Raw genomic sequence first — 17,170 nt, 5'->3', positions numbered from 1 at the left:
CGTTAGTCCGATTGGACCATTCAGGACTTATTTTGTTTCAGCCGAAATGGATTCAGTCTAGCATGGCACGACTAGAATACAGAAAGCGGAGGATGCAAGCTGCTGAGCAGCCTCAGGTAATCGTCATCCTCTGGCCCCAAAAAAATGTGGCGAATAAGAAAATCAATAATCACCAAATTACAATTCAACATGAACTCCTCGCCGCTCCCCATAACCTGCTCAACCGGCCATAGATAAAAGCTTTCCACTTCACCATCGGTACAACGTGGTTGAAAATCTTTCGGCAATTCCAAGTCATAACAGAAAAGGGTATCCGGTTTGAACCCTTTTGCTGTATCCACATGGTAGCCGATAGCGCCTCCCGGCACAGCCAAAGAAGCTATCTCAGCAGGTATCGCCGCCTCTTCCCAACATCCTTGGTCAGATTCTCAGCCAACGGGATACCGTAAGGCAGGCCACCAGCAACTAGGTTTATCCAGGTGCCCCGGATAATGAATCTGGTCCACTGAGTGGCGGGCAACCCAAAGCTTCATCCCATCCTCATCCCGCACAAAACCATTCAGGTTCTGGCCGTAGGCACGGGTACCAAAATAGGGTGCTGCGGCACGGTCGAGAAATAACAGCGCCTGATCCCAGTTCCCCTCCGTGGCGGCATACTGTTCACCATGCAGATGGCTGAGTACCCCGTCATCAACCAACTGCCGAAGAACCTCGGCAACAGCTGAACTGCACGCTTCAATATCATTGGAATCTACCATAAGTGCTACCGCGGTATCCGTGACCGCAAACACATCAGGCCAGCGTTGCAGCACTTCGGTAAAAAACGGCCGTATCAGACCCACTGTTTTCCCATCTATCCGAAACGGGGTAAAGCTGGCCGGATCATGACAGTTGCAGGCATGAACGTGGTCGATAAATCCCATGGACTATTTTTCCTTCTGCTTGATTTGATCCCGGATTACATCCATCTCAGTCAGGATAGTACCGGCCAGGCGGCCTCCTTTAGTACGTATTGCAGACTCCATCACACGAAATCACCGTTCAAATTTCCCGCTCGCGTCACGCAGGGCAGTCTCTTCAGAGCTGTTGATCCAGATTAGTGCAGCAGGCTTCAGTGCTCGCAAGGGACAGGTTGTAGATGCCGCTATCGTTCCAGTACCAAGCAACGTAATGCACGAGAAGAAAATAGGCAGATCAAAGCCGGGGACAGCCCTGAGGCATGGAGTGATAACAAACGCCCCCAGAAGGATATTGAAGCCCACTGGACCATGAAGCATGGCAAAACCCACTATGGGTATAAAAACCACATCAGCATAGACCGGAAATACAAGGTCATTCGCAAGCCCGCCATCACACCAGCAGAAGTTCACGATAGCCAAGTCTTCGAGGAACTGCTGGATGAGAACAACAGTAATCGAAGTGTCTGGGCCGATTCTGTTTACCGCAGTAGAACGGGAAGTCGCTGTACCGGGTGCGCATCACTGCAGTCACATTCATCGCAAGTCGACACGTAAACGCCCCTTGAATGAACGGGAGCAAGAGGCAAACCGAAAACGATCAAGAGCTCGATCTGAGCACGTGCTTGCCCAGCAGGCCAATTGATTGGTACGTAGCATCGGGCACGCCAGGTCCGGTAGAAGATTGGTGTGGCTGACCGGACGAAGCGAGGTATGGATATTGATGTTGCTAGAAAAATGAGCGTGAAGATACCGGGCTCTCCCGATTTGCTAGAGACTGTTGGCCTTGGTCGGTTTTTTAGAGGTTCCCTTAACACGCCCTAATAAAAGATCTATTTCTTCCACTCTCCCCAGTCAGCTCAATCTCAATCCTGTGTTTAGTGACTTTAGACTCAAGGTGATTTTGATAGATTCAGGAGAATTCATCATCCATTTCCTCGGTAACCCCTATTCCCTGGGAGACAGGATTTCCGGATTAGCCGCGTAATTTAGCAAGAATATCGGTCATTATCTTTCCCAGTTCCCGATAAGCATGCGCTTCCGCTCTCTTATAGAAACTGGTAGTCTGACCATCTAGCAGCGCCAAACGGGCATCAAAATAGGCAATATCGGCCTCGAGTGAGCTGGCGCTGAGACGCACCCACTCCTTCTTTCCATCGGCTCGCTCACCCTGCCCCATATACTTGACCAAATCATTCCCGCTAAAAACTCCAGACGCCTGAAGTGAGATTATAGCCTTAACAATCACCGAATACGCTAGGATGGCCTGAAAAATTGAAGTTTTTCACTTCACTTGCCATCCAATCTTGAATATTTGTAAAAACAACCTGCGTTATTCCTAGATTTGACCTCAGTTTTGGCTATTCCGGGGCTTTCAGCCACAACTTGCTATTAAGTTGCATCCAAAAGTACCCCACCTAATCAAGCCGGATTATGGCTCATTTCTTGGGTTTTCGTTTGGTTTCTCTCTCTCCGTGTTGCGGGTTGAGTTTTTGAATCGGTAACTGTCATTGCGGGTTTCGATGATATGGCAGTGATGGGTCAGTAGATCAAGCAGTGCAGTCATCTTTTCATCACCAAAGAGATTCGACCATTCAATGAAGCTGACATTGGTGGTAATAGTGACGTGGGTGCGTCCATACAGCTTGCTGAGAAGATGGAATAACAAAGCACCACCTGCTTGGGGAAGATAACCCGGTTCACCAAGGATCACGAGATCCGCATGCATCAACCTGTTAGCCATTGGCCCCTGCTTACCGGATTGTTTCTCCTGCTCCAGCAGTTTAACCAGCTCAATAGTCGATAAAAAGCGAATAGGTTTATGATGGTGCTGAAGGCCTGCACCGTGATTATAGTCGCCAGGAGGGTTTTATCGGTACCAGGGCCCACAAAACGATGCTCTGGGCCTCTTCCATAAATTTGCAGTGATGCAGTGCAGTAATCAGTTCTTCGTTTACCTGACTTTGGATAAAATCAAAGCCTGCCAGCTCACAATGAGCTGGGAAGCGTGCCAGCTTCATTTGATATTGAATAGAACGCACTTCTCATTCAGCGACTTCGGCTTTGAGTCATTGCTGCAGTATGGGTTCTGCTTTGCTGTAAGCAGATGAAGCTTGCTCAGACAGCTCTGCAATGCTTTGCGCCATACTGTGATTTTAGTAACTTCATGGTTGCTATCGTGGCATCAACGGACATGGCATTTCCCCCGTAAGTGATCATAACGGCCTGTGTCGGCTTTGGGTTTCTTTACCAGCGTGAGTTCAGGACGCGGCTTGAGCAACGCCGGTCTTGGCTTATCCAGGCAGCTAATAATGTGCTGTTTAGAAGGGCTGCCACTGGTCAGTGCAGTGGTAATGGCCTTGTTCTACCTTGCGTTCATCATGTTGCAGCACTAGTGCCAGTACATTGACCATATCCTGGTTGTCACCGGAATGCTTGAGCCGTTATTTTTGTAGTTTGCGGAAGCTCTCTGGCAATTCCTGGAAGGGTGCCCCATTGCGCAACGCACCGGGCTTACGCTGCAGTACCGACGGGTAGTGATGCTAGCCATAGATTGTTTGCCCTTTTGGCTGTGATCTCGTGTGAACATACGCTGATGTTCTGCAATCACCTTCTCCTCTGCAATCATCACCAATTTATGGGCATGAATATGTAAGCTGGTGGGGCGATTGGTAAAAGAAGCGGGTACACTGTAACGACTGTTATCAAAGATAATCAGGGAGGTGGATAAGACCCGCTTACTGTGTTCTATATATCCGTCAAAGGGCGCAGGAATCGACATCAGGCGAACCACTTCGTCCTGCCAAGCAATTGTGCTGTCTTTGTACTCAGGATGGCAGATCTCTTGCCATAAGGTCTTATAGCACTAGCCAGATGTTCTGGCACATCAATATCCGCAAATGCCGACGCCTGATGCCAGAGGCGATAGCGGGAGTCTCGAACATTTTTTTCTATCCAGCCCTTCTCCCAGCCTGCGACTGAGTTACAAACGTCGGACTCAAACATGAAGTGGCTGGCCATGACCTCGAAGCGGGTATTGAGCACACGCCTCTTACCGCGATGGACCTTATCAACAGCGGTCTTCATAGCGTCGTAGATACCACGCTCCAGCACACCGCCGGGCACCCTGAAGGCCAGTGGGCCTTGAGTACTTCAGCTCGACAACGCCACTGGCCAGACATTTACGGACGGTATTACGGGAAAGTCCGGTTCTCTTAGCTATCTGCCGAATAGTGATCTTATCGCAGTGTCGCCGCCTCCTCATTACACTTAAGGGAATCTCTAAAAACCCGACAAAGAGCAGTAGTCTCTAGCAAATCCGGAGAGCCCGGTATCTTCACACTCATTTTTCTGGCAGCATCCATATCCATACCTCGCTTCATCCGGCTAGCCACACCAATCGACGCATGTTGTACACCAAATTCATCATACCCATCTTCACGCCAGCCCTAATTTTTCCGATGCTGCGCACCAGTCGATTGGCCTGCTGGGCAAACACGTGCTCAACTCGAGCCCGAACTCTTGATCATTTTCGGTTTACCTCTTGCTCCCGTTCATTCAAAGGGCGTTTGCGTATCGACTTGCGATGAATCTGACTGCGGTAATACGCACACCCGGTAAAGCGGCTTCCCGTTCTACACTGCGGTAAGCAGAATCGGCCCAGACACTGCTATTATTGTTGTTCTCATCCAGCAGTTCCTCAAAGACCTAGCTTCAGCTGATGTGATGGCGTACTTGCGAATGATCTTGTGCATCCGGTCTATGCTGATGCGGTTTTTGTACCCATAGTGGGTTTTGCCATGCTTCATGGTCCAGTAGGCTTCAACATTCTTCTGGCGGCGTTTGTTATCACTCCATGTCTCAGGGCTATCCCCGGCTTTGATCTGCCTATTTTCCTCTCGTGTATTACGTTGCCTGGGTACTGGAACGATAGCGGCATCTACAATCTGCCCCTTGCGAACACTGAAGCCTGCTGCATCAATCTGGATCAACAGCTCTGAAAAGAGTTTATCAACAAGGCCCCGTTCTTTCAGGCGCTCACGATATACCCAAACTATTTTAGCATCGGGTACCTTACCCTCCCCGGGCTCAGCCCAGGAGAACGACAAAAGCTATAGCGATCCTGAATTTGGAACTCTGTTTGAGAGTCGTCCAGGTTGGATAAATACTGTAGGATCAATACCTTGAACATCAGTACCGCATCGTAAGGTGGACGCCCACCTTTACTGGGGTCACTGTTTTTATAAACGGGGCCCAACAATACCCGAAAACCTCCCAGTCTACGGTCCTTTCCAGCTTTGGCAGCAAGTCTCCCAGTTGCTCAAGAAGTTCAAGTCGGTTTTGATGATCAAAAAAACTTGGCTGCGTGGGCTTTTACCAATGGTTGGTTGAGTTGGTTACTATTATCGTTGATTTGCGAGGTTTTTTTAGAGACTCCCTAATAATGCCACGTCTATCACTCCTTTTATCCCCTGCTGGCTCTTCAGCAGGTCAGAGTTACACCTGGGTTAATTTTCGGTGCAAATAATGGCGCTTAGGGGGCATTTTTGGATGCTGTTTAACAATGGAGTGATAACAAATGCCAGAAGGATGTTGAAGCCTGTTGGATCATGAAGCGTGGAAAAAAACACTACGGGTACAAAAAAACCATCGGCATAGACCGAAAGCACAAGGTCATTCACAAGTACGCCATCACATCAGCAGAAGTTCACGATAGCCAAGTCTTCGAGGAACGGCTGGATGAGAACAACAGTAATGGCAGTGTCTGGGCCGATTCTGCTTATCGCAGTGTTGAACGGGAGCAAGAGGCAAACCGAAAACGATCAAGAGTTCGGGCTCGAGTTGAGCACGTGTTTGCCCAGCAGGCCAATCGACTGGTGCGTAGCATCGGGCAAGTCAGGCTGACGTGAAGATGGGTATGATGAATTTGGTGTGCAACACGCGTCGATTGGTGTGGCTAGCCGGATGAAGCGAGGTATGAATATGGATGTTGCCAGAAAAATGAGTGTGAAGATACCGGACTTTCCTGATTTGTTAGAGACTATTGGCCTTTGTCGGTTTTTTAGAGGTTCCCTATAGGTTTATTCCACACAAATGTACGTACTAGCAGTAGCTTCTCATTTGGCCAACCAGTACGCCTTGAATTTGCACCTGCTCCGGTGAGAACTCCATTGGTTCCATGGCCATGTTGGCGGGATGCAGAATGACATGGCTTGGTTTTTGTTCAATCCGCTTCAGCGTCGCATCACTACCATCAATCAATGCCACTACGATCTCTCCATTCCGGGCTTGATTTCTCTGCTCAATAACGATGTGGTCACCATCCAGGATGCCTTCGTCGATCATGGAGTCCCCCTTGACCTGGAGTACGTAACAAGGTTCATCAGTGTAGAGAAATTCAGGCACTTGCACCGGTTCATGCTGTTCAACTGCCTCAATCGGCTGTCCGGCAGCGATATAACCGAGAAAAGGCAAGCCCTGATCCTCTCCGGGCAACTGCTCGGTCAGCCGAATGCCTCTTCTGCGATTATTCATCGGCGCAACCAGCCCGGCTTCGATCAGTGCCTGGACTTGCTTATGAAGAGAACCTTTTGAACTTAGCCCCAGGGCGGTACAAAGTTCGTCCAGGGTGGGCGGGTGAGGAAATTCTTTGAGGTGTGTCTGGAGATATTCGAAGATCTCCCGCTGGCGGCGAGTCAGTGATGTTGTCATAGTGAGTCCTCCTTGGTATTCTACTGTAGCAAAATAGAGAACGGATGGGAAATATCCGACCACTGAGCGGATTCAGTTTCACTACTCAACGGGTTATTTTCCTGTCCAGGCGATTAAGTCTCCACCACTTTATTTCCAAGCAAATTCATAGTGGACTGATTTACACAGCTCCCTGGCAAGCAGTATTCCCCGGCCCGATAGCTCGGTGTCAGATCGGTTAATATCTGTCAAATAGATTTCGAAAGTCGAACCCTTTATCACTGTCTTCCACCTGGATAGTCATTTTACCACCCGAAGCTGTATTTTGTATCCTTATTGTAAATATTGACGAAACCCGTGGATAATTTGCCAAGGCGATGCTCGCACTCAGTGAAATACCGGGTAAAACCTTCCGCTGATCTTTTCATCGGTGGATCGAGGTTGAGCACACCATGATCGAGTGCATTGACATAAAGCTCGGTGAGTATCGTGAATAGTATTCGCCGGTGGCTGTGCAACTCCTTCCATCGCCTGAATGTGATTAAAGATGCATAAAGGAACCTCTAAAAAACCGACCAAGGCCAATAGTCCTTAGCAAATACCGGAGAGCCCGGTATCTTCACGCTCATTTTTCTGGCAGCATCCATATCCATACCTCGCTTCATCCGGCTAGCCACACTGATCGCGCGTGTTGCACACCAAATTCATCATATCAATCTTCACGTCAGCCTGACTTGCCCGATGCTACGCACCAGTCGATTGGCCTGCTGGGCAAACACGTGCTCAACTCGAGCCCGAACTCTTGATCGTTTTCGGTTTGCCTATTGCTCCCGTTCATTCCAAGGGCGTTTGCGCGTCGACTCGATGAATCTGACGGCGGTAATGCGCACTCGGTAAAGCGGTTTCCCGTTCTACACTGCGGCAAGCAGAATCGGCCCAGATACTGCCATTATTGTTGTTCTCATCCAGCAGTTCCCCAAAGACCTAGCTAGTCGACCCTGAAATATTCATTCCAGGCACTTAATAATACTGTTGTTTCTGTTTTGCAAACAGGAACAACAGTATGGACATGATATTTTTCAGCACAAAAAGAACCTCCCTCATCCATTTTCTGAAGTTGAAGGCAGCCGCCGCCATAAGCAAGTTAATCTGATCCCCGGCAAAGCCTTTAAGAAAGTTCCTTTTTAGCCTGTGGTCACTCTTTAAGTGACCACAGGCTCAATGCCAGCTCGTCTTCTGAAACGTTTTCTGGCTAATGCCATGGCTTCTCCTGAGGTATTCTTCCTGGCAGGCTTTGGCGTTACTATCTGGGTGTCATTAACCTTTAGATTTGCTCCGATAACCTCGATCAGCAATACCCACTTTGGGTACTCGATTGATGAGACGTTTCACCTGTGCCAAGACCTCAGGTACGGTGTGACCATCAAATACATTCTTCTCAAAAGCCAGGGCACCAATCACAATGCCCGCGTCCCTTGTGGTGGTGATTGATGCCTTGGTGCCAAACTCATAACGCTGCTGGGCCTTGCCTTTGCTCATACAGTAAATATGAGGTTCATGTAGGCTGTACAACTTAATTTTTATCAGCACGCTTCTGATTCAGCATGCGCTGGTACAGGGCGAACTTTTCTGCATAGAATTTCTGTTGTTCTCCGGTCATCTTACGCTGTATTTCACGCAGTAATCGGCCGCTGATGGTCTTTAATCGCTTGACGGCCTTACGTGCCTTTTTACGATTCCTCGGATGTGTGGCAAATCGGGTGGGGAGCTTGAGAATTTTTACTTCCTTCTCATGGCTTCGACTGAGCACGATACCTTCTGCTCGGGCCATCTTGAGTAACTGCCCGTGTATCTTTCGGTACTGCTTTGCATCAGTTGGAAAGGTAATGTTTTTCTCTTGTACGGTAGTGTCGATACACATTTCATCTTCGATCGCCTTTTCTTGATGTAAGGCGATAGAGGCAGCCAGGACCTTTTCAAAACCTTCGTTGCCAATACGCTTTCCGAAGTAAGTCAGGTCGGAGGGGTCACAAGGAAGTTGCCATTGGAATTCGATCTCACCCGTAAAACTCGGGTAGTAGGGATTTTGTATCCAGCGTTGAATCAGAACCTCGTCACTGAGGTCTTCCAGATGCTTGAGTATCGAGAGACCCACCATTAGGCAGATGGGTTTTGAGGGCTTTCCAAGATGAGAATAAAGCGGGGCAAATTCAGCATCAAAATATAACCAGTCTATCTGTCTGGCCAATAGTAAAAGTGGATGCTTGGGGTTCAGCTGATCCAGTAAGTTCTGGTGCAGGAAACTTTGCTGGTTGGGATTGTCTGTCTTGGATTTGCTCAATTATCCACCTCTGTTTCGTCCAATTTTTCTCTGCTTTTACTGCTTTACCGGACGCTTATTTTATATAAATCATTGCGTTATGAATATTTCAGGGTCGACGAATTAGTGTCTTTCCCTGCGACTTTAACGAGCATAGTAAATCGCGAGTGACGCTCTACTAACGTAGCTATATGAGTATTGGAAGAACCTGAGATCAAATCGCCTTCCCAGTGGCCAGGGACGGCCCGGTCTTCAATTTCAGGTGAGCGATCTGCTATGGAAATACCGAGCCTGTAAAGTTTTCTGTGTAACTGCCCAGGTTAAATATATTCCGCTAAGCGTTCTTCGAACTCAATCATAAATCTATTCAGTGCTGGTTTCCAATGACGGATCGGCATTGTCCACTTTTTCGATGCGGCCTGGATTGCCAGATAGATTACCTTCTTTGCCGAGTCATCGGTTGGAAACAACTTCCGCTTTTTGATCGCTTTGCGAATGACGCTGTTCAGCGACTCAATGGCGTTGGTCGTGTAGATCACCTTTCGTATGTCCTCCGGGTAGTTGAACAGCATGTCCAGGTTCTCCCAATGGGCACGCCAGGAGCGGCTGATCCGGGGGTACTTGTTGTCCCATCGGTCAGAGAATTTATCCAGCGCCAATAAGGCTTCTTCCTCGGTGATGGACTGGTAAATCTTTTTCAAATCAGCCGTGACAGGCTTGTAGTCTTTCCAAGGCACGTACTTCATCGAGTTCCGTATCATATGCACGATACAGAGCTGGATCTGGGTATCCGGAAAGGCCATGTTGATGGCATCAGGAAAGCCTTTTAAGCCATCGACACAGGCAATCAAAACATCCTTCACACCGCGGTTTTGAAGCTCTGTCAACACGTTCAGCCAGAATTTAGCCCCCTCATTCTCCGATAACCACATCCCTAATAATTCCTTGTGGCCTTCCAGGTTAACGCCCAGAGTGAGGTAAATCGCTTTGTTGATCACTTTCTTGTCTTGCCTGATTTTAACGACAATGCAGTCCAGATAAACAATAGGATAAATCGCATCCAGGGGGCGAGATTGCCATTCAACAACCTGTTCGATAACTGCATCAGTGACTTTGGATATGAGTGTGGCAGAGACATCGGCCCCATACATCTCCTTGAATGTCGTGACGATTTCGCGGGTTATCATACCTTGGGCATACAAGAAGAGGATCTTGTCATCCATTGAGGTAAATCGACGCTGGTGCTTCTTAACTAGCTGAGGTTCAAAGCTGCCCGCTCTATCTCGCGGGGTATCCAGTTCAAACTGGCCATCTTCCGTTTGCAAGGTCTTGCTGGTCGTGCCGTTGCGGCTATTACTCGCTTCGGATTGTTGATGCTTGGCAAAGCCAAGATGATCAGCCAGTTCAGCATTGAGTGCTGCCTCGACCGTGATTCTGGGCTGCATTGGCCGAAACTCGCTGTGATCTTCTTCAGTTTTGATGTGATTAGCGGCCGCCTGGGCTATCGCCTGGAGCTCTTTCTTGTCGATCATCTGCCTGTCCTCACCCTTGTTTTGGCTTAATGATAGGCAATTACACAGAATTCAGGATAGTCTCTATTTTCCGAAGAAAACAGACTTATCGATTTACTCTCAGGCACAATTAGATCGCGTGGCGAAAAAACTCAATCAACGACCGAGAAAAACATTGGACTTCGCCATTCCTGCAGATAAACCAAATGACGGTATTGCATCGACCCCTTGAATCTACATTGAATAGATTTATGATTGAGTTCGAAGAACGCTTAGCGGTCTTCCAAAACAACAGCGTTCAATATTCTCCACAGATGATTCTTGATTGTTCCAGCCACTTTCTTGATTGGCTCCAGGCCACTGCGCACTGCTCATGACAACCACCGCTCCCAGCCTTTTCTTGCCGATGTCTTGCTGGCATAGTGCCAGAGTGACATGGCAAACTCTTTTCTTGAAGGCCGTCTCATCAACACCTATACGTGTTGGGCTGATCTCTGTTCTACGTGCCAGTCCTTGCTTAACCGCTCGCTGCATAATTCCATCAATGGCATTCCAACTCAGCCCCATCAATCGGGAGACTGCCGACTCATGTTCTTCACACTTCACCCTGGGCACATCTGCTACCAGAATAGTTTTGTATTGGTGGGTATCCAGGTGCCGCTAGCGGCGCTTGCGTGAGTCATAGCCCTGTGGGATATCTGCCCACAGGTTGAACAACACTGCTTGGCACCTGCCTCCTGCTCAACCTGTACCGTTACCTCTTCCTCTGACAGAGCCAACTCCACACTGCTAACCTGCCAAGGGCTCTTGATACTCAGGATCTGGGCGTATAGATCTTTATCTCTCATAAGGGTGCGCTAATCTGCCCACTCAATTAGGGGAAGAGCCGTTTTTGTTGTTTTCTTGGGCTGAGTCCGGAGGGTAAGGTACCCGATGCCAGAAGATGCCAAAAGGGTTTGGGTGTATCGTGAACACTTGAAAGAACGGGGCCTTGTTGTTGTTGATGCAGCAGGCTTCAGTGTTCGCAAGGGACAGATTGTAGATGCCGCTATCGTTCCAGTACCCAGGCAACGTAATAGACGAGAGGAAAATAGGCAAATCAAAGCCGGGGATATGAGGCATGGGGTGATAACAAACGCCGCCAGAAGGATGTTGAAGCCCGCTGGACCATGAAGCATGGCAAAACCCACTATGGGTACAAAAACCATATCAGCATAGACCGGAAGCACAAGGTCATTCGCAAGCACGCCATCACATCAGCTAAAGTTCACGATAGTCAGGTCTTCGAAGAACTGCTGGATGAGAATAACAGTAATGGCAGTGTCTGGGCCGACTCTGCTTACCGCAGTGTAGAACGGGAAGCCGCTTTACCGGGGGTGCGTATTACCGCAGTCAGATTCATCGCAAGTCGACACGCAAACGCCCTTTGAATGAACGGGAGCAAGAGGTAAACCGAAAATGATCAAGAGTTCGGGCTCGAGTTGAGCACGTGTTTGCCCAGCAGGCCAATCGACTGGTGCGCAGCATCGGGAAAATTAGGGCTAGCGTGAAGATGGGTATGATGAATTTGGTGTACAACATGCGTCGGTTGGTGTGGCTGGCCGGATGAAGCGAGGTATGGGTATGGATGTTGCCAGCAAAATGAGCGTGAAGATACCGGGCTCTCCGGATTTGCTAGAGACTATTGGTCTTTATCGGGTTTTTAGAGGCTCCCTTAATGCGCCCCTAGGAAAAGGGTAGCCAAATAGGGTGGGAAAGGGATATATTTTGTTCATAATTTTACCTGATATCCATAAGGCATCGGTGTACGTAACGCGACGCAGAGCAATCGTTCAATCATAGCCGGAAGATTAAACCGGCGATTAAAGCGATATTCAAACTCGGCGAGATAACGAGGTACGTGTTTTTTACGAATAGCATGAAAGGTTCCCTGCAAAGCATTCTTGATATTACCAGGCATGGTATTCAGCCATTTAAAGGTGGAGAGCTGGGCATACTTTCGCCCACCGCCAGTGACGATAGGCATATGATCACATCCAGCATCTGTAACTGCTCTGAAGCAGTAGAGCCCATCAGAAAAAACTGTGCTGCCAGCACACAGACTGGATCTGGCATATCGAGCGATCTCAGCACTCTGAAAACCGCGGAGCCGACGCAGTTGATCTTCATTGGCCTGCCGTCCTGCGTCGTCTCAACAGCTGCCACGAAAGGGATTTTATTACGAGACCCTGCCCACGCTTTCCCGGTTTCTCACCACCAATACAGGCATCATCCATCTCGATGCGACCAGCCAGTTTTTTTGACTCTGACGTTCCATCATCACCTGCATCAGTTTGTGCTTGAGCTTCCAGGCTGTATTGTAGTTCACACCAATTTCAGGGGACAGTTGCAAGGCAGAAGTACTCTTTTTACGCTGAGCCAACAAATAGATGGCCAGAAACCACTTCTTCAACGGCAGCTTGGTGCCGTGAAAGATGGTGCCAGCAGTCAGGGAGCTTTGGTGGCGGCATTTGTGGTACTGATATATCTTACGGCTTTTGAGTTCACAACCTGTTGTGTTGCCACACTCAGGACATATATATCCGGTAGGCCAACGCAGTTGGTACAATGCTTGTTGGCATTGCTCTTCAGAACCATATTTTTCAATAAATTCGTGTAAACTAGGACCCTTTTGAAACTACACTGTATTTTTCGGCATGATAGAAACCCTCTGTGTTCAGTGGCTTCTATTATGACCACTGGCTCAATAGCTGAGCTTGGTAGGTAATCAGGTAATTTTCTTGAATTTCTGCACTGAACTCCGCATTTTTTCTAATCATCATTTGCATGGTGTTGTTGTGCGGTTGCTGAGGATACAATCCGTTTTATGAAATTACTTGCTATTGAAACTGCTAGTGAGGCCTGTTCGGTAGCACTGCTGATTGATGGGGCTGTGACCGAGCGCTTCCGGGTGCAACCGCGTGGTCATAGTGAGCTGATACTTCCGATGATGAATGAGTTACTGGCGGAGGCGGAGGTGACTCTTTCCGGCCTCGATGCTATGGCATTTGGACAAGGCCCCGGTTCCTTTACCGGGGTTCGTATTGCGACGGGGGTAATACAGGGAGCCGCGTTCGCCGCCGATTTGCCGGTCATGCCGGTTTCTACCTTGGCTACTCTGGCCCAGCGCTGTTTCAGAGAGCAGGGGAAATGCCGCCTGCTACCCGCTTTTGACGCTGGGATGAAGGAGGTTTATTGGGGAATATATGAGGTTTCCGATACCGGGGTCGTGCGGCAGGTAGTTGCCGATGAAGTATCCCTGCCCAAAGCTGTGACACTGCCAGAAGGTGGTGATTGGCATGCCGTGGGATCAGGCTGGAAGAGCTATGGTGAGCAACTCTGTCTATTGTTGGGTGGCTCACTGGCTTCGATCAATCCTGATCTGCTCTGCAGTGCTCATGATGTAGCGGTTCTTGGCGCTGCCGATTTTGCGGTCGGCCAGACGGTTAGCGCTGAGCAGGCGCTGCCCCTCTATCTGCGGGATAAAGTTGCAGCGAAACCTGCTGTTCCGCCAATTTGATAATGACTGGTGTTACCTCACGTTCTCATGTTCATAGTAGGAATGCACACCGACCTGTATCAATTCACGCATTGGGCCATGGTAACCAGGAGATTGAAAATCATCCAAAGTCCTAAGGCATTTCCGATTAGTTAGTTAAAGCATATCGTATACCATTGATCAATAGGTCACCGGTTCCAGGAAAACACAGCAAAGCTTAGGAGTCGAGGATGTTTGAAAAATACTGAAAAAAGACCCGCAAGGAGCAGTTTCTGGATGAGACGAAGCAAACCATCTGAAGGATGGCTGAGGTTTATGGGTAATCAGGTAAGATTTTGCAACCTCACTTTATCAGGCATTCAAATCATCTCTTTTTTAGTCACCTAGGCAGTGCACATTGGAGTTGAACCCACTCACCGTTAATGCTGCTTTGAGCGGCTCACAGACTTTAAGGATCCGGCTTTGCCGGGGGATGGTTACTGCCTTGTGCCAGATACAACCCTTGTGGTCAATTGACAGGCAGGTTGATCATCTCTTTTGCATGCGCGATGGTCTGATCGGTTATCTCTAGCCCCCCGAGCATGCGGGCTATCTCGTGTACTCTGTTCTGTTCGTCGAGTTGAACGATGATTGAATTGGTGCTGCTCGCATCAGACTCTTTGCGTATCTGGTAATGCTGGTGTCCCAGTGATGCCACCTGAGGCAGGTGAGTAACGCAAAGCAGTTGCCGCGATTTTCCCAGTTGCCGTAGCAGACGCCCCACTATTTCAGCCATACCACCACCAATACCGACATCGACCTCGTCAAATATCGGTGTCGGTGTCGCAGTTGATCGTGGCGACCTGAATCGCCAGGCTGATGCGGGAGAGTTCACCGCCGGATGCCACTTTGTTCAGTGGCTGTGGAGACTGCCCCGGGTTGGTGCTTACCAGGAAATCTATCTGGTTGAGGCCGGTTCTCGATGCTTTCTCTTTTGCCAGGGTCTCCACTTTAATTTCGACTACCCCCTCTGCCATGTCCAGAGATCGGATGCCGGTTGTTACCTGCCTGCCCAGCTTGTCGGCCGCTTTTTTACGGTTTTTATCCAGTGATCCGGCATTTTTCAGGTATTCGCTTTGCAGTTGCGCTGCCTGTAGTTCCAGTTCAGAGAGGTGAATGTCGGCATTTTTCAGCTGTTCAAGCTCTCTCTCCAATCCATCCAACTGCTCCAGCAGCTCTTCAGGGCGGCAGCGGTATTTACGGGAGAGATCCTGAATTTCGCTCAACCGATGATCGAGTTGATTCAACTTGGCGGGATCCAGTTGAAGATTACCACCATATTCACGCAGGTTGGATACCGTCTCCTGAATCTGAATTGAGGCGGTTTCAAGCATCTCTCTGCACTCTCTCAGATCAGGGTCGACAGAGAGCAGCGTGTTGAGTTCTCTACTGGCCAGATTCAGTTTGTGAGTGACTGCAGTATCGTCATCATCCAGTGTGGCCAGAATGAGATTGCAACTCTCCATCAGTTGGCCTGCATTACTCAGGCGATGATGCTCTTCATCCAGTGTCTGGAGCTCATAGGTACCCAGTTGAAGCACTTTCAGCTCGTTGATTTGATACTGCAGGAGTTCAATGCGTTCTGTCCTGTCCCGGGAGGCCTCTTGGAGAGACTCAACGGCCTCCTCTGACTGCTTCCATTGGCCAAACAGGAGGGCGGTTTTGTGACAGTGCTTTATGTTGCCTGCAAATTCATCCAGAAGCTGCCGCTGATGATCCCGCCGCAACAGTGACTGATGGGCGTGCTGACTATGAATATCCACCAGTTGGTCACCCAGTTCGTGCAGTGATTTAACCGGCACCGGGCTACCGTTGATAAAAGCCCGGGAGCTGCTGTTTCGGGTAAGCACACGGCGCAAGATGCATTGGTCACCGTTGTCGAGCGCATGGGTCTGGAGCCACTCTGTTACGCGAGGGAGTTGGTTCAGGGTGAAAACGGCGGTTATCTCTGCCTGGTCACGGCCGCTGCGGATCATTCCGTTATCCGCTCTGTCTCCAAGCACCAGACCGAGGGCATCGATGAGAATTGATTTACCCGCGCCTGTCTCGCCGGTCAGAGTGGTCATTCCCGGCTGGAATTCAACCTCCAGAGCAGTCACTATGGCCAGATTTTTTATATGAAGATGTTGAAGCATGGATTCAGATTGGGTGCTCACCCCAGCCAAGTTTGGCCCGGAGGATATTGAAGTGATCGTGGTTTTCAGGGTGAATCAGGCAAACTGGGCGCTCATGCTTACGAATTAAAATTCGCTTACTCTCCAGTGGCAGGCTGGTCTGCCCATCGCAAGTGATGCGAATATGCTCGATTTCGGTGTGGCAGCTTATCTGAATTTCGATCTGGCTCTCTCCACTGATGACAATAGGCCGGTTACTGAGGGTGTGCGGACAGATGGGCACCAGCAGTGTGGCATTCAGATTCGGGTGTATCAAAGGGCCTCCGCCGGACAGGGCGTAGGCCGAAGAGCCGGTTGGTGTGGAGATGATCAGGCCATCTGAGCGTTGTGCATCGACAAAACTGCTATCGACATAGGTTTCAAACTCGATCATCCGTGCAATATTCCATTTGTGGATGACGACATCGTTTAATGCCGTGTGATGCTGGCCATTGATCTCAGTGCTGAGGAGAAAACGGCACTCTTTCTGGTAGTGTCCGGAAAAGATCTGTTCGAGGGTATTGATCATCTCATCCGGGGAGATATCTGCCAGAAAGCCCAATCGCCCCAGATTGATACCAAGAACTGGCACATTGTCATCGGCTAAAGAGCGTGCGGCATGCAGCAGTGTGCCATCGCCGCCTACGACAATGGCAAGTTGGCACCATCTGCCGATCTCTTCGAGAGTGGCAACAGGCAAGTTATGATCCTGTAGCCTCTCTGCAGCGCCTTGTTCAAGCAAAATATTATGTCCACGCTCCTGGAGAAAACGGATTAGGCTAACCAATGACTCCCGGGGATTGGGGGTGCCCTGTTTGCCGATCAGGCCTATGGAGTGAAATTTGTCTGGCATGGTCTCTGCGTTATTTGCATGGTCGGAAAGATAGTCCTCAACAAATTCAGGCAAACATCCACACTGGATTATTGAGAGTGCCTGAGAGAAACTTAACACGCGGCAAATA

General features: G+C 49.2%; 19 protein-coding genes and 6 pseudogenes. 6 read left to right on the top strand and 19 right to left on the bottom strand.

Annotated features, from left to right (window positions below):
* Positions 1-71 precede the first annotated feature (71 nt).
* The 3 genes from MN084_RS11975 to MN084_RS11965 form a co-directional block, all read right to left on the bottom strand.
* A complete protein-coding gene (locus MN084_RS11975) occupies positions 72-374 on the bottom strand; it encodes a hypothetical protein (protein WP_330178064.1) in 303 nt (100 codons plus the stop codon).
* 54 nt (positions 375-428) lie between these two features.
* Complete coding sequence (locus MN084_RS11970) at positions 429-923, bottom strand: DUF4743 domain-containing protein (protein WP_320416407.1); 495 nt, start codon at positions 921-923, stop codon at positions 429-431.
* A 111-nt stretch (positions 924-1,034) separates the two neighbouring features.
* A complete protein-coding gene (locus MN084_RS11965) occupies positions 1,035-1,277 on the bottom strand; it encodes a hypothetical protein (protein ID WP_330178063.1) in 243 nt (80 codons plus the stop codon).
* On the opposite strand from MN084_RS11965, the gene MN084_RS11960 reads away from it, so the two are divergent.
* Positions 1,269-1,514 (top strand): transposase, encoded by a 246-nt coding sequence (locus MN084_RS11960; protein ID WP_241086253.1) that lies wholly within the window; start codon positions 1,269-1,271, stop codon positions 1,512-1,514. The two genes, MN084_RS11965 and MN084_RS11960, sit on opposite strands and share 9 nt — an antisense overlap.
* Positions 1,515-1,932: 418 nt before the next feature.
* On the opposite strand, the gene MN084_RS11955 is transcribed toward MN084_RS11960, so the two are convergent.
* The 6 genes and pseudogenes from MN084_RS11955 to MN084_RS11930 form a co-directional block, all read right to left on the bottom strand.
* Entirely contained in the window at positions 1,933-2,148 is a 216-nt protein-coding gene (locus MN084_RS11955; RefSeq protein ID WP_241086254.1) for a fumarate hydratase, read from the bottom strand.
* 240 nt (positions 2,149-2,388) lie between these two features.
* Positions 2,389-3,103 (bottom strand): annotated as a pseudogene (locus tag MN084_RS11950) (ATP-binding protein).
* Between the two features lie 245 nt (positions 3,104-3,348).
* On the bottom strand, positions 3,349-3,738 hold the full coding sequence (locus MN084_RS11945) for a Mu transposase domain-containing protein (RefSeq protein WP_330178062.1): 390 nt from the start codon (positions 3,736-3,738) through the stop codon (positions 3,349-3,351).
* On the bottom strand, positions 3,738-4,043 hold the full coding sequence (locus MN084_RS11940; protein WP_330178061.1) for a hypothetical protein: 306 nt from the start codon (positions 4,041-4,043) through the stop codon (positions 3,738-3,740). The genes MN084_RS11945 and MN084_RS11940 overlap by 1 nt, the downstream gene beginning before the upstream one ends.
* A complete protein-coding gene (locus MN084_RS11935) occupies positions 4,027-4,221 on the bottom strand; it encodes a helix-turn-helix domain-containing protein (RefSeq protein WP_241086255.1) in 195 nt (64 codons plus the stop codon). The genes MN084_RS11940 and MN084_RS11935 overlap by 17 nt, the downstream gene beginning before the upstream one ends.
* A 114-nt stretch (positions 4,222-4,335) precedes the next feature.
* Positions 4,336-5,273 (bottom strand): annotated as a pseudogene (locus MN084_RS11930) (IS5 family transposase).
* 293 nt (positions 5,274-5,566) lie between these two features.
* Here MN084_RS11930 and MN084_RS11925 point away from each other — a divergent pair.
* Complete coding sequence (locus MN084_RS11925) at positions 5,567-5,866, top strand: transposase (protein WP_241086256.1); 300 nt, start codon at positions 5,567-5,569, stop codon at positions 5,864-5,866.
* A gap of 193 nt (positions 5,867-6,059) precedes the next feature.
* Here MN084_RS11925 and lexA read toward each other — a convergent pair whose 3' ends face one another.
* The 4 genes and pseudogenes from lexA to MN084_RS11900 all read right to left on the bottom strand — a co-directional run bounded on the left by lexA (position 6,060) and on the right by MN084_RS11900 (position 10,496).
* The gene (gene lexA, locus MN084_RS11920; protein ID WP_241086257.1) at positions 6,060-6,668 is read right to left on the bottom strand and encodes a transcriptional repressor LexA; all 609 of its coding nucleotides are present in this window, start codon (positions 6,666-6,668) and stop codon (positions 6,060-6,062) included.
* A 999-nt stretch (positions 6,669-7,667) separates the two neighbouring features.
* Positions 7,668-8,988: pseudogene (locus MN084_RS19770) on the bottom strand (IS5 family transposase).
* A 98-nt stretch (positions 8,989-9,086) separates the two neighbouring features.
* Positions 9,087-9,251: pseudogene (locus tag MN084_RS11905) on the bottom strand (IS30 family transposase); the annotation flags it as partial.
* Positions 9,252-9,287: 36 nt separating this feature from the next.
* Entirely contained in the window at positions 9,288-10,496 is a 1,209-nt protein-coding gene (locus MN084_RS11900) for an IS256 family transposase (protein WP_330178547.1), read from the bottom strand.
* Positions 10,497-10,563: 67 nt separating this feature from the next.
* Here MN084_RS11900 and MN084_RS11895 point away from each other — a divergent pair.
* A pseudogene (locus MN084_RS11895) lies at positions 10,564-10,710 on the top strand (IS30 family transposase); the annotation flags it as partial.
* A gap of 17 nt (positions 10,711-10,727) precedes the next feature.
* Here the strand turns inward: MN084_RS11895 and MN084_RS11890 are convergent.
* Positions 10,728-11,105 carry a hypothetical protein gene (locus tag MN084_RS11890; RefSeq protein WP_445083970.1) on the bottom strand — a complete coding sequence of 126 codons (378 nt, stop codon included), beginning with the start codon at positions 11,103-11,105 and terminating at the stop codon, positions 10,728-10,730.
* A complete protein-coding gene (locus MN084_RS11885; RefSeq protein ID WP_241086260.1) occupies positions 11,099-11,326 on the bottom strand; it encodes a hypothetical protein in 228 nt (75 codons plus the stop codon). Before MN084_RS11885 ends, MN084_RS11890 begins: the two co-directional genes overlap by 7 nt.
* Before the next feature lie 112 nt (positions 11,327-11,438).
* Between MN084_RS11885 and MN084_RS11880 the strand changes: the two genes are divergently transcribed.
* Complete coding sequence (locus MN084_RS11880; RefSeq protein WP_241086261.1) at positions 11,439-11,651, top strand: hypothetical protein; 213 nt, start codon at positions 11,439-11,441, stop codon at positions 11,649-11,651.
* Positions 11,648-11,908, top strand: a complete 261-nt coding sequence (locus MN084_RS11875) for a transposase (protein ID WP_241086262.1) — start codon at positions 11,648-11,650, stop codon at positions 11,906-11,908. Before MN084_RS11880 ends, MN084_RS11875 begins: the two co-directional genes overlap by 4 nt.
* A 341-nt stretch (positions 11,909-12,249) precedes the next feature.
* Here the strand turns inward: MN084_RS11875 and MN084_RS11870 are convergent.
* Positions 12,250-13,125: pseudogene (locus MN084_RS11870) on the bottom strand (IS1595 family transposase).
* A 219-nt stretch (positions 13,126-13,344) separates the two neighbouring features.
* Between MN084_RS11870 and tsaB the strand changes: the two are divergent.
* On the top strand, positions 13,345-14,037 hold the full coding sequence (gene tsaB / locus MN084_RS11865) for a tRNA (adenosine(37)-N6)-threonylcarbamoyltransferase complex dimerization subunit type 1 TsaB (RefSeq protein WP_241086263.1): 693 nt from the start codon (positions 13,345-13,347) through the stop codon (positions 14,035-14,037).
* Between the two features lie 487 nt (positions 14,038-14,524).
* Here the strand turns inward: tsaB and MN084_RS11860 are convergent, their stop codons facing one another.
* Genes MN084_RS11860 through MN084_RS11850 form a run of 3 tightly spaced genes read right to left on the bottom strand, consistent with a single transcriptional unit; the run spans position 14,525 to position 17,061 of the window.
* On the bottom strand, positions 14,525-14,791 hold the full coding sequence (locus tag MN084_RS11860; protein WP_241086264.1) for a hypothetical protein: 267 nt from the start codon (positions 14,789-14,791) through the stop codon (positions 14,525-14,527).
* Positions 14,792-14,819: 28 nt separating this feature from the next.
* Positions 14,820-16,211: a DNA repair protein RecN gene (gene recN / locus MN084_RS11855; RefSeq protein WP_330178058.1), complete on the bottom strand. Its 1,392-nt coding sequence runs from the start codon at positions 16,209-16,211 to the stop codon at positions 14,820-14,822.
* On the bottom strand, positions 16,195-17,061 hold the full coding sequence (locus tag MN084_RS11850) for an NAD(+) kinase (RefSeq protein WP_241086266.1): 867 nt from the start codon (positions 17,059-17,061) through the stop codon (positions 16,195-16,197). The genes recN and MN084_RS11850 overlap by 17 nt, the downstream gene beginning before the upstream one ends.
* Positions 17,062-17,170: the final 109 nt, after the last annotated feature.

The organism is Candidatus Vondammii sp. HM_W22, from assembly GCF_022530855.2.
Taxonomy (GTDB): Bacteria; Pseudomonadota; Gammaproteobacteria; order Chromatiales; family Chromatiaceae; genus Vondammii.
This window is presented reverse-complemented; position numbering and strand designations above follow the sequence as displayed.